11 protein-coding genes are annotated in these 13,413 nt (G+C 30.6%); 9 read left to right on the top strand and 2 right to left on the bottom strand.

Translation table 11 applies throughout. From position 1 onward, the window contains the following. Positions 1 to 34 precede the first annotated feature (34 nt). From J3477_RS20160 to J3477_RS20180, 5 genes are all read left to right on the top strand, one after another. Positions 35 to 2,074, top strand: coding sequence for a methyl-accepting chemotaxis protein (locus J3477_RS20160; protein WP_206871796.1), 2,040 nt, complete (start codon positions 35 to 37; stop codon positions 2,072 to 2,074). Between the two features lie 230 nt (positions 2,075 to 2,304). Next, positions 2,305 to 3,894 (top strand): bifunctional glycosyltransferase family 2 protein/class I SAM-dependent methyltransferase, encoded by a 1,590-nt coding sequence (locus J3477_RS20165; protein WP_206871798.1) that lies wholly within the window; start codon positions 2,305 to 2,307, stop codon positions 3,892 to 3,894. Then, the gene (locus J3477_RS20170) at positions 3,891 to 4,580 is read left to right on the top strand and encodes a glycosyltransferase family protein (protein WP_206871799.1); all 690 of its coding nucleotides are present in this window, start codon (positions 3,891 to 3,893) and stop codon (positions 4,578 to 4,580) included. Before J3477_RS20165 ends, J3477_RS20170 begins: the two co-directional genes overlap by 4 nt. A gap of 17 nt (positions 4,581 to 4,597) precedes the next feature. Beyond that, positions 4,598 to 5,227 (top strand): PIG-L deacetylase family protein, encoded by a 630-nt coding sequence (locus J3477_RS20175; protein ID WP_206871801.1) that lies wholly within the window; start codon positions 4,598 to 4,600, stop codon positions 5,225 to 5,227. A gap of 50 nt (positions 5,228 to 5,277) precedes the next feature. Then, positions 5,278 to 6,252, top strand: a complete 975-nt coding sequence (locus J3477_RS20180; protein ID WP_206871803.1) for an NAD-dependent epimerase/dehydratase family protein — start codon at positions 5,278 to 5,280, stop codon at positions 6,250 to 6,252. 182 nt (positions 6,253 to 6,434) lie between these two features. Here J3477_RS20180 and J3477_RS20185 read toward each other — a convergent pair whose 3' ends face one another. Further along, positions 6,435 to 7,790: a glycosyltransferase gene (locus J3477_RS20185; protein ID WP_228731327.1), complete on the bottom strand. Its 1,356-nt coding sequence runs from the start codon at positions 7,788 to 7,790 to the stop codon at positions 6,435 to 6,437. A gap of 12 nt (positions 7,791 to 7,802) precedes the next feature. Then, positions 7,803 to 8,675 (bottom strand): NAD-dependent epimerase/dehydratase family protein, encoded by an 873-nt coding sequence (locus tag J3477_RS20190; RefSeq protein ID WP_206871804.1) that lies wholly within the window; start codon positions 8,673 to 8,675, stop codon positions 7,803 to 7,805. A 125-nt stretch (positions 8,676 to 8,800) separates the two neighbouring features. Here J3477_RS20190 and J3477_RS20195 point away from each other — a divergent pair, with 125 nt between their 5' ends. From J3477_RS20195 to J3477_RS20210, 4 genes are all read left to right on the top strand, one after another. Continuing rightward, complete coding sequence (locus tag J3477_RS20195; protein WP_206871806.1) at positions 8,801 to 9,541, top strand: polysaccharide deacetylase family protein; 741 nt, start codon at positions 8,801 to 8,803, stop codon at positions 9,539 to 9,541. 14 nt (positions 9,542 to 9,555) lie between these two features. Continuing rightward, positions 9,556 to 10,545 carry a UDP-3-O-(3-hydroxymyristoyl)glucosamine N-acyltransferase gene (locus tag J3477_RS20200; protein ID WP_206871809.1) on the top strand — a complete coding sequence of 330 codons (990 nt, stop codon included), beginning with the start codon at positions 9,556 to 9,558 and terminating at the stop codon, positions 10,543 to 10,545. 173 nt (positions 10,546 to 10,718) lie between these two features. Further along, on the top strand, positions 10,719 to 12,035 hold the full coding sequence (locus J3477_RS20205) for a nucleotide sugar dehydrogenase (RefSeq protein WP_206871810.1): 1,317 nt from the start codon (positions 10,719 to 10,721) through the stop codon (positions 12,033 to 12,035). A gap of 22 nt (positions 12,036 to 12,057) precedes the next feature. Beyond that, on the top strand, positions 12,058 to 13,413 hold the full coding sequence (locus J3477_RS20210; RefSeq protein WP_206871812.1) for a tetratricopeptide repeat-containing glycosyltransferase family 2 protein: 1,356 nt from the start codon (positions 12,058 to 12,060) through the stop codon (positions 13,411 to 13,413).

A 13,413-nucleotide genomic window follows, 5' to 3' on the forward strand; every position in this document is an offset into this window, starting at 1 on the left:
AAGCACAGTTATATATTTTTAAGGGGGAGAAATAATGAAAAAAGATCAACAGCAAAAGAAAAAGGGAAATGATGAAAAGCGGTTTAAGTTTAGGAGCATAAGAGTGAAGCTCATACTTATGATGATCTTCATATGTCAAATTCCTTTAATTACTTATGGGGTAGTAGCATATAAAAAATCTTACGACATAATTTTGAACAAGTTTAAGGTTACAACGAATCAAGAGGTTGGTCTAGTAAATCAATCATTAGATAACTATTTTAATGGAATTGTTTCAAGTACAACTATGCTTTCCAATGATTATAACTTAGCAAATTTAAGCATTCATCCAGAAAGCGAGGAGTATGCAAAAGACGTAATAAAGCAAGTAAAAGAAAGCAATGGAGATATCGAACAAATACTTTTTTCTACCACTGATAAAAAATTAATATCTTATCCTGAAACAAACTTCGCGTCTGATTATAATCCTACCGAAAGAGGTTGGTACAAAAATGCTATGGAAAATAAGGGGAAGGTTTCATTTTCAGAACCTTATAAGTCTTTAGGAACAGGCAATAATATAATATCTGCTTCCAAAGCTGTAGTAAAAGACGGTGCTATAGTTGGAGTAGTTACCATAAATATAAACTTAAGTACTTTAGCTAACAATATGTCAAAGATAACTTTAGGTAATGAGGGTTATGTATACGTAAGTGACAAAAATGGTATCATGATAGCTCACCCTGATAAGACACTTTTAGGAAAAGATGATACAACTAAGCAGACATATTGGAGTGAAGTGAAAAACTCCAAGAATGGATTAGCTGAATACATATACACAAAAACAGGGGAAACAAAATTTGCAAGTTACATGACTAATGATATTACTGGTTGGAAGATAATGGCTTCAATGAAGAAGAATGAAATAAATACTGACACAAAAGTATTAAATAGTCTTCTTTATATGTTTTTAGCTGGTGCCTTAATTATAAATGTAATAGTAGCATTTTTATTTAGTGAGATGATTAATAAAAATATTAAGAAGTTAAGATTTGCCCTAAATGGAGCTGCAAAGGGTGATTTGACTAATGAGTTAGCTATTAATTCTAAAGATGAATTTGAAGATTTAGCAGAGAGCTATAATGAAATGAGTAAGGGTATAAGTGCGCTTATTGCAAACGTGAAAAATTCAACTGATACTATAAATAAAACTTCTATAGATCTTTCGACTATTAGTGAGCAAACAACAAATGCAATTGAGGATATAGCTAAAACTATAGATCAAGTTGCTAGTGGAAGCACTCAGCAAGCAAGAGATGTTGAAGCAGGAGTGTCTGAGCTTGAAGCTTTGGTTAAGAAACTTCAAAGCATATATGAACAAACAACTAATATGACTAGGGTATCAACTGATACAGATAAGATGACTAAAAATGGATTAGTAGTTATGGATGCACTTTCAGATAAGTCAATGGATACAAGTAAAGCATCAGATAAAATAGAGTTAGCGGTTAAGGATATGAGAGATTCATCTTTAAATATTCAAGAAATAACAAAAACTATAAATAGTATTGCAGAACAAACAAATCTTCTAGCGTTAAATGCAGCAATTGAAGCAGCAAGAGCTGGAGAAGCAGGACGAGGATTTTCAATAGTAGCTGATGAAATTAGAACTCTAGCAGAGCAGTCTACTCAATCAACAAAAGATATACAAGCACTTATAGAACAAGTTAATGAAAAGTCAATGATTGCAGTAAAATCTGTTACTGAAGCTAAAACTACAATAGAGGAACAAGGCAATGCGGTAAAAGAAACCAAGGAAACCTTTAATGAAATATCTAAAGCTATTGATAAGTTAGCTATGATGATTGGTACTGTTCAGCAATCAATAAATGGCATAAATAAAGATAAGGATTCCATAATGGATAAAATGCAGAATATGTCTGCTATATCAGAAGAAACTGCTGCAAGTACAGAGCAAGTTTCAGCAGCGACTCAACAGGTATCTGCAAGTATGGATTCATTTAATGAAAAAGCAGCTAATTTGAAAGAATTATCTAATGGGTTAGAAGAAGATGTAGATAAATTTAAAATCTAATAAAGGATGTACAACCTTGATCCGAAGTTTATTTCGAAATGAAGTGGTTCATCTATACAATAAATGAGAAGCTTAGTGTTGCAATAATTAATTGCAGTACTAAGCTTCTTTGTTTAATTTGTGGAAAAGTATAGAGTTTTAAGCTTAATTACTTCAAAGGAATTTTTATTATCAACTTTGTTAAGTAGGCATATTATATTATTGATTATTTTATAAGGGATTGATGAAACTTGAATAGAAATATAGAAACACATAAGACTAGTATAATAATACTTACTTACAACAATATAGAATATACAAAAAAATGCATAGATAGTATAAGAAAATTTGCAGATCATTTGGATTACGAAATTATAGTTATAGATAATAATTCTTCTGATGAAACTAAAGATTGGTTGAAGAGCTGTGATGATATAAGATGCATATTTAATGAAAGCAATATGGGCTTTCCAAAGGGCTGTAACCAAGGAATAAATATTGCAACAGGAGATAGTGTTTTGTTATTAAATAATGATGTTATAGTTACTCCAAGATGGCTCAATAATCTATCTTTGGCCTTGTGGAGTAATGAGAGTGTAGGGGCAGTTGGTGCAGTAACTAATAATTGCTCTTATTATCAGACCATACCTACAACATATACTAATTACGATGAACTTATTGAATTTGCAGATAAGTATAATGATTCAGATGAAAAGAAATGGGAGCAGAGGATTAAGTTAATTGGTTTTTGTATGCTTATAAAAAGGTCGGTTATAAACGAAGTAGGATTACTGGATGAAAGATTTACACCAGGAAATTATGAGGATGATGATTATTCATATAGAATAATAAAAGCTGGATATAAGCTTTTGTTATGTAAAGATACCTTTATTCACCATTATGGCAGTGTTTCTTATAAAAAAGATCAAGGTAGCACAAATAATATAATGTATGAAAATTACAGAAAGTTTATTGAGAAGTGGGGCTTTGATCCAAGCAGTATGACGCTTATAAGATATGAGTTTTTAAATAAAATAATTAAGATCGATAATAGCACAATGAATATACTAGATATTGGTTGTGGATGTGGAGCAACTTGTCTAAAAATACGAGACGAGTATAGAAATGCAAGTCTCTTTGGAATAGAAAAAAATACTGCAGCAGCCTCTATTGCCAAAACTTTTATGAATGTAAAGGTAGGAGATGTAGAAAACATTGAATTTGACTATGAGGAAAAATTTTTTGATTACATCATAATAAGTGAACTAGTTCAATATCTTCATTATCCAGAAAGACTTTTGAGTAATATTAAGAAATATCTAAAACCAGATGGACATTTAATATTGCTAGTTCCAAATGCTATGTATTTTTCAAAGATAAAACAATTGATTAATGGTAGTTGGAGATATGATGATGGATGTTTAGGTGGCGAAAGTGCAAGTTTCTTTACTTTTAATGATTTATACAAGCTTCTTGTTGATTGTAGGTATTATAACATTAAGGCAGAAGGTATACTACAACAAACTAATAAAGAAGATGAGGAGTTTATAGAGATACTATTATCTATATCAAAACCAGATATGAGAATTCAGTACGTATCTTCTAGATATATAGTTTTAGCCGATAATAGTGAGTATAGTATGGACCGAAAATTAGCCTATATACTTAGGCGAATAGAATATGATGTTGATGGTGAAGAAAGTGTAGAAAAAATTGCTCAATTATTTTCTTCTAATAGGCTTTCAATGGAAGATATAGATAGAGCTATTGAGAAGCATATAATTTTAAAAAATAAGTTAAGAAGTATCATGAAAAAGATATATTTGGAGGAAAAAAGATGAATGATAAAAAAGTTGCATTTATAACCTCTGTGAATGATGAAGAATTATATGAAGAATCAAAGTTTTATGTGGAGCATCTAATAATCCCTGAAGATTCGGAAATTGAAGTAGAATTTATTAAAATTAAAGATTTCAACTCAATAACAAGTGCCTATAATGAAGGAATTAGAAGGTCAGATGCAAAGTACAAGATTTTCATGCATCAAGATGTATTCATAGTGAATAAAAACTTTATACAGGATATCTTACACATATTTAATCTAGATAAAAATATAGGAATGATTGGTATGGTTGGGTGCAAGACAATTCCAGTTAATGGAGTGTGGTGGGAAGCAAGTGACTGCTTAGGCAAGGTTGCAGACAGTCATATTGGAAGTATGGAGATCATCAATTTTCACGAAGTAAAAGATATATATGAAGAAGTAGAAGCTATAGATGGGTTAATTATGATAACACAGTATGATATACCTTGGAGAGAAGATATATTTCAAGGTTGGCACTTTTATGATGTATCTCACAGTCTTGAATTCAAGAGGAATGGCTATAAGGTTGTAGTTCCAAATCAGCAGTCAATCTGGTGTATACATGATTGTGGAAGAATAGAATTAGATTTTAGTTATGAAGATGGTAGAAAAAAGTTGCTTGATGAGTATGCAGAAGATATAAATACTCTAAAAGTTACCTAAACTATTTGGGAGGAGATATGTTTAAGAAGGTTTTAATATTGGCACCTCATACTGATGATGGTGAATTAGGCTGTGGAGGAACCATTGCAAAGCTTATAGAAGAAGGTTCAGAAGTATACTATGCAGCATTTTCTGTATGTGAACTTTCAGTAAGAAAAGGTGTTCCTACTAATATATTAGAAATTGAAGTTAAAAAGGCTACTAAAACCTTAGGTATAAAACCGGAAAATTTATATTTATATCCATATAAGGTTAGGACTTTTTCTGATAGCAGGCAGTCAATATTAGATGATTTAATAAAGTTAAGAGAATTGCTAAAACCAGATTTAATTTTGCTGCCATCATCAAGGGATATACATCAAGACCATCAAACTATTACAAATGAAGGCATCAGAGCTTTTAAAATGTTCACTGTGCTAGGCTATGAGATGATATGGAACAACCTTTCTTTTGATGCACAAGCCTTTTTTGTTCTAGAAGAAAGGCATATATTAAGAAAAATAGAAGCCTTAAGATGCTATGAATCACAGAATCATAGGAATTATATGAAAGAAGATTTTATTAGAGGTATGGCTACTGCCAGGGGTGTACAGATAGGAGAAAAATTTGCAGAGGGGTTTGAAGTTATAAGATTGATAAATAAATGATAATTCTACTAGCTATATGCAGTTAGAATATTTTTAAATGGAGGGTAAAGATGAACTTAGATGCCCATAATAAGAGGATTATGTTAACAGGCGGAGCGGGTTTCATAGGCTCTAAGCTATGTGAGACTTTTGCTAAAGACAATAAGTTATTAATTTATGATAATCTAAGAAGAAATTCCATTAAGGATACCAACTTATTAAATGAAGACTCAATTACTTTAATGCAAGGAGATATATTAGACTTAAGATGTTTAGAAAGGGTAGTTAAAGATTTTTCACCAGATATAGTCATACATTTGGCTGCAATTGCTGGAGTAGATACAGTTATTAGCAATCCAGTGGAAACAATGAAGGTTAATATGTTAGGAACCTTTAATGTATTAGAAGCGATAAAGAATTATGCAAAACAGATAAGCAGATTTATAGATTTTTCAACTAGTGAGATTTTTGGTAGCAATGCCTATAGGGTGGATGAGGAATGTAACTCAAAAATAGGTCCAGCTGGAGAGGCTAGATGGACTTATTCTGTTAGTAAGCTAGCAGGTGAACACCTTACTCATAGTTATTACAAGCAATATGGACTAAGGGCTGTAACAGTAAGGCCTTTTAATATATATGGACCAGGACAAGTTGGAGAAGGAGCCATTCATCAGTTTATACTTAAGGCTATCAAGAATGAGGAAATACAGATTCATGGTGATGGAGATCAAATAAGATCCTGGTGCTATATTGATGACTTTATCGAAGGGATACGATTATGCTTAAACTGTGATGCTGCAATAGGTAATTCTTTAAATATAGGAAATCCTAAAGCTACTATAACAATAGAAATGTTAGCCAAGCTAATAAAACAACTAGCTAATTCTAATTCAAGTATTGTATATGTACAAAAATCATATGCAGATGTGGAGTTAAGAGTTCCTAGTATTGATAAAGCAAAAAGACTTCTAGGGTTTAATCCTAAAATTGACTTAGTTAGCGGATTAAAGAAGACTATTGAATGGTATAGAAGTTTAGAAAATTAAATAAATATAAGGGTGATAAAATAACAATAACTCTATATTGTGTTCTTATAAGGTTCCTAGCTTAACTATTAATTTATCCAGGACTGAAAGTTACTAAAAATTAGCCTTTCGAACAAGTGTAAATTAAGTTTAGACATAGGAACCATTTAATACATATTTACTTAAATCGATAAAATAGAAGTTTATAGGTTTTTGTATATATTGTATAAGTCAGAGCATATTAAATCCATATCATGATATTTTTCAACGTATAATCTACCTTTAATTCTTAAATCTTCGGCTCTGTCTCTATTGATGAGAAAGTCCTCTATGATTTCTTTTATATTATCTGGATTTGCAGATATTACAGGTAAATCCTTTGGATATTTTTCTTTCATAAAGTCACTTATATAGCATATAACTGGCTTGCCCATGGCCATAGCTTCTATACAAAAGAGACCATAACTTCCAGTTAAAATTTGATCTATTATTAAATCAGCTTTTGCATATATTTTAATAGCCTCTTCATGGGATATTCCGTTCACTAGCTTAAAATCAAAATCATAGTATTGCTTTAGTTCTTCAACTGCACTCAATATATAGGGAGTTCCTTTAAATTCAGGAGAAGTAGGTGCATGAACGATTAAAGGTTTATCATTTTTAGTTGGTTCAACAAGCCTGTACTCGGACAGATCAACAGCAGGCATAATATAATGGATGTTAGTATGGAAGTCTTTTACGTATTCTGCTAATTCATAATCTACTATGCAGTCTGATACGTAGTAGGAGATAAACTCCAAATGTCTTTTAATCTGTTCTTCATCCATGTTCTTTACCTTTACATATCTATTTACCTTTACTGCTTTAGAGTACATTCTCACATCAGAACCCCAGTACTGCATTACAACCTTCTTTCCTAATTCTTTTATTAAAGGTAGATCACTATGATCTAAAGTTAAGCTTGTTCCAAAAAAAAGATGAAATACATTATTTTCTGGTATAAGTTCGGAAGCCATTTTTTTAGTCTCTAGATCAGCAATATTAAGATCTTCAATTGAAGCTAGGGCTAATGTATAGTCATTTGTATAACCTAGATAGCTAGGATAATAATTTATAGATTTAGCATTATAGCCTAAATTTTTTAATCCTTTTACAGAAGTATGCATCTGGTTAGCTATTTCCATAGATCCAAATAGTATATTAAGAGTACTAAAGTCATCTTTTAGATTGATTTTGAAATCTATAGAAGGGTTAAATAATTTTGATTTGCAGAAATATTTTAAAGCTTCAGTGGACTTGTGATTCTTATTTAGAAGATTTCCTATAGAAAAATTTAATAGGCCATTCTTTTCGTCAATGGATAAGCCTTTGTTAAATATAAGACCAGCATTTTCGTCCTGATCTTTAAGCATCAATAAATAGCCATATAAATAATAACCATCAGGATCATTGGGTGATGACTTTACATAATTTTCTGCCAGTGAATAAGCTTGGTCTATATTATTTTGCTTGATATATAACTCTATGGTTTGTTTTGATTTTATTGCTTCAGTATTCATTTTATACACCTTCTATTTTCCTAGGGTTTTCAACCATTTGAAGTAATAATTGAGTCCCTGTTCTAAGTTTGTATTTAATTTATAATTTAAAGTAGAGCATAAATGACTGTTAATACCAACTAAATCTTCTACATCAGTCTCTTTATAGAAAAAACGTAGGTTTTTCTTACCTGAAATCCGTGATATTACTTTACAAAGTTCTTCAATTGAAATAATATCATCCCCACATACATTGAATATTCCTGATACATCATTTTCAACAAATTGTTTAATGATATCTATTAAGTCGGAGATATATATAGGATTTATTTTAGGATTTCCATTTTTATTTAGTAAAATAGTGTTATTATTCAAAATATCATAAAACAAATTACTTATTAACCTTCCTTTTTGTCCTTCACCGTATGGGAAAAATGGTCTTAATATTACAACATCTAGTTTGTCTTTATACAGCTCACAAACTTTCTCTGAAAAATATTTACTTAATAGATAAATTCCTTCTGGGTTACAAGTGCTGAACTCTGATAAAGGTTTTTTACTATAGCCATATATACCACCTGAGGAGAGAAAAATAAACTTTTTTACAGAATTCTTAACACAGAACTCTAATAAGTCTATAGTAGATTTAACGTTGACATCTATATATTCATAAATATCAGCACTGTTGCTGTTTACTATGGAAGCGCAATGAATTACCGTGTATGGGTGTGGAACCGTAATATCATCTAACCTAGTTTTTAAATCCCAATATATATTAGAGCACATTGGGTTCTTATTCCTTCCTAAGTTTGTGATGCTATATATACTACTCAATGAATTTACTAAGTGTGTTCCTATAAAACCAGAACCACCGGTTATTAACAACTCTACATTTTTAATAGTCATAAAATCTCCTTACAGGAATTTATAAAGAACAAAAGTTTTTTTTCTTCATATTATATGGAGATGATTGTAAATTGACCCATATTAATGCTGGCTTAACCATAATAAGTTAAGGAGATAAAGTTAAAATGTTTACTTATAAAGAATATGAGTTACTTATAGAACTAATGAAGCAAGTGAATATAATATACACTTTTAAAACACTACCAGAGAACCCTTCGTCAGGAATAATACTAAGGCATGATATAGATTTTGATATTGATACAGCTTATACTCTATCGACAATTGAAGAACAAAAAGATGTAAGAAGTACTTATTTTGTCCTTATAAGCTCGGAACTTTATAATACTAATTCATCTAAAAATAGAAAGCTACTACACAGTATGCATGATAAAGGTTTTGAGATAGGATTGCATTTTGATCCACTTGTATATGGCAATTTGGATGATGAAAAGATGCAAGTCAACATGAAAAATGAGTGTAACATTCTTGAAAATATTATTAATGATAAGGTACATTCTGTAAGTTTGCATCGTCCATCTATATATAATGTATATCCGGTGTTTCAAGGATATAAGAATGCATACAGTGAAGAATTCTTTAATTCTGAACTATATATATCAGATTCATGTAAGGATTTTAGAGGAAAAGATATATTTGAGTTTATAAAAAAAGGGAAAGAGAATTTAATCCAGGTACTGCTACATCCGATCCATTTTGGAAAAATAGAGGCGACTTATATACAGGCACTTAATAAAATATTTGAAAGAAAAATTAGTGAGCTAGATTGTGATATGAGATTGAATAAAAAATACAACGAGGAAATAGGGATAAAAAAGTTATTAGATTGTTTTTGTCAATATGAATAGGGGTAGGAGAAGTTATGAATAAGAAATTTTTTTTTAATAGTTACGACTTAATGAATATAGATGATTGTTACGGGAAGATAAACAGAAACATTAATATTTATAATGTTTCAACTTCAGGAAAGCCTAGGGATAATAGCCTGATATTTATAAGTAAAATTGATAAGGTTTCATTAATGAATATGAGATTTATAAATGAAAGTATTATATTGATAAGTGATGCTGTAAAGCAATCTCTTGATGAAGATAAGATAAGTATTGATAAAAATAATATAGTTATTATCGTGGAAAGGCCAAGGTTGGAGTATGCGAAGATTCTCAATTATATATTAAAAAAAGAAAACAAAGTACTACAGGGATATAGGCTGAATGAAGAGGGCTATGTCATAGGGGAAAATGTAAAAGTAGGTGAAGAAACTCAAATAGAACCTCTTGTTTTTATTGGACATAATTGCAGTATAGGGGAAAGATGCATTATAAAAAGTGGAGCGAAAATAAGGGACAATGTTATCGTAGGAAATGATTGTATTATAAAAGAAAATTCGGTTATTGGTGATGAAGGATTTGGAATGGAGAGAGATGAAAAAGGAAGTCCTTTCCGGATACCACATCTTGGGGGAGTAGTACTAGGGAATAACGTGGAGGTTGGAGCTCTAGTTTCAGTTGCTCAAGGTACAATTGAGCCTACGGTTATAGAGGACAATGTTAAGATAGATGACTGTGTATTTATTGCTCATAACTGTAGAATAGGAAAAGGTTCGTATATAATTGCTAATTCAGAGATCAGCGGCAGTGTGACTGTTGGAGAAAATAGTTGGATAGGGCCAAATACATCAATAATTAATGGGATTAGCATAGGAAGTAATGTAACCGTTGGTATAGGAAGCGTAGTTTTACGAAATGTACTGGACAATGAAGTGGTGGCAGGAAATCCTGCTGATACTATTGAAAATCTAAAAGCTTTAAAGAGAATTAAGCAGAAACTTTTGAATGAAACAAATATTTAATAATTAGACGCTGTTAAAGTGAAATTAAACATATCAAATAATTAAAATAGAACGGTAATGCGTCTAATATGATGAAGATAAATATCTTAAAGAACATATTTTTTCAGTAAGCATAATATATAGTAGAATTTGATGTAAAATGTTGACAATTTATAAATGAAGGAGTTATTAAAGTGACTAGTGAATCTATTCTTGCTGAAAAGATTGGCAACAAAAGTGCAGTTGTGGGAATTGTAGGATTAGGATATGTAGGTCTTCCTCTGGCTGTTGAAAGTGCTAAAAGTGGATTTAAGGTTATAGGTTTTGATGTGCAAGAAAGAAAAGTTCGCATGATAAATGAAGCTGTTAATTATATAGGAGATATAGTTGATACTGAACTTAAGGATTTAGTTTCTGAAGGAAGATTAAAAGCAGTAGTAGATTTTAATTTCGTAAGTGAAGTGGATATAGTACTGATATGTGTTCCAACGCCATTAGATAAATATCAGCAACCAGACATTAGTTATGTAAAAAAGTCTACAGAAGCTGTAGCTGATTTTCTGCATAAAGATATGATTGTTATTTTAGAGAGTACCACATATCCAGGAACAACAGAAGAACTAATACGTCCTATACTAGAACAAAGGTCTGGGCTGACTTGTGAGAAAGATTTCTACTTGGCATTTTCACCTGAAAGAGTAGATCCAGGAAATGAAATTTATAAAACAAAAAACATCCCTAAGGTAGTAGGTGGTATGGGAACTAAAAGTTCAGTGATTGCTGAGAAGTTTTATAAGAGTGTGCTTGAAGGTGAGGTTATTACAGTGTCTAGTCCAAGAGTGGCTGAAATGGGAAAAATACTTGAAAATACTTATAGAAACATAAATATTGGTTTGATAAATGAGATGGCTATTATCTGTAATAAGATGAATGTAGACATTTGGGAAGTAATAGAAGCAGCTAAAAGTAAACCTTATGGTTTTCAAGCATTTTATCCAGGCCCTGGGTTAGGTGGACATTGTATTCCGCTAGATCCTTATTATTTAACTTGGAAGGCACGAGAATATGATTATCATACTAGACTTATAGAAACCGCTGGTGAAATAAACAATTATATGCCTAGATATATAGTGCAAAGATCTTGTGAAATATTAAATAGATTTAATAAACCTTTGAATAAATCAAATATATTGGTACTTGGGATAGCTTACAAAAGTGATATAGATGATTATAGAGAAAGTCCTGCTCTTAAGGTTATTGAAATCTTTCAAAGCCAAGGTGCAGAAGTTAATTTTTATGATCCTTATATTTCAGCGTATGAATTTAAAGGTAAAAAGTACAAAGGTGTTGAGCTGACAGAAGATATATTAAATAAATCAGATTTAGTTGTAATTACTACTGATCATAAAAGATATGATTATATCTTTATTCAGAAAAACTCTAAGAGGATATTTGACACTAGAAATGCAATGAAAGATCTTAAAGATAGGCAGAATATAGAGCTTCTATAGCGGATTTAGAGGGAGGATTGTTATGAAAAATCATATAAGCCTCTGTATGATTGTAAAAGATGAAGAAAAATTATTACCTATATGTTTAAAAAGTGTAAAGGAATTAGTGGATGAGATCATAATAGTGGACACAGGATCAACAGATAGAACAATAGAAGTAGCAGAGAGTTTTAATGCTAAGGTATATAGCTTTAATTGGAATAACGATTTTAGTGAAGCGAGAAATGAATCTCTAAAGTACGCCACAAAAGATTGGATATTAATAATGGACGCAGATGAAGAACTTTATTCTGGAGATAAAGAAAAACTTAGAGCATTATTAAGTAGTGAATTAAAAGAAAATGCTATTTATTTTTTTCAAGGCATAAGTTATTTAGGTGAAAAGATTGATGAAGGTAATATCACCGTTAGTTTAAATCCACGTTTGTTTAAGAACAATAGGGGTATTCATTATGAGGAGCGAATTCATAATCAACTAGTGTATGTAAGTAATGAAGTTAATGTAATAGAAGAATCTATAACGATACATCATTATGGATATTTAAATGAGAGAATAATTTCAAGGAAAAAACGTGATAGAAATATTCTGATTTTGCAGGAACAAATAAAAAGAAGCCCTAAGGATGGATTTGCCTATTTTAATTTAGGAACCGAATATTATTCCTTGGGAAATACTGAGAAGGCATTAGAGTGTTACTATAAATCTTATGAACAATTCGATTGTAACTTAGGGTATAGTCCTAGACTTATAATTAGAATAGCTCTTGTTAATTATGAGTTAAAGAAATTTAATGAAGCTCTTAAATTTATAGATATAGGAATAAAATACTTTGAAAATTATACAGATTTATATTTTGTAAGATCATTAATTTATAAAGAATTGAATGAAACTAGTATGCAGATTGAGGCTCTTAACAAGTGTGTTGAATTAGGTGAAGCTCCAGCTAAGCTTAGATATTTAAGTGGTACGGGAACTTATGGCGCATATAATGAGCTAGCAAATGTATATTTAGAACTTAAGGACTATGATAAGGCGTATTTATGGTTTGTGGAGGTTATTAAATCTAAACCAGATTATATTGTACCTTTATATAATGTTATTAATATATTAAAAAAACAGCAGACGGAGGATGAGATTAAGGCTATAGTTGAAGCACTTTTTTATGACTATCCTAGTGCTTATTATATTATCGCAGAAGCTTTTTTTCATGAACAATATTATGAGATTTCTCTGTATTATACTGAAAAGTGCATTACCTCAGGTGTAGATAATAGCAATATTATGGAACTTAGAGATAAATGTATGAAAGAAATTAATAACTATAAGGATTTTAATAAAGTTAATGCTATAAATAAAGGCAAGCTTGAGGTAGAGTAA

Origin of the sequence: Clostridium zeae, assembly GCF_017312485.1 — a bacterium.
In the GTDB taxonomy this organism is placed as follows: domain Bacteria; phylum Bacillota; class Clostridia; order Clostridiales; family Clostridiaceae; genus Clostridium_AR; species Clostridium_AR zeae.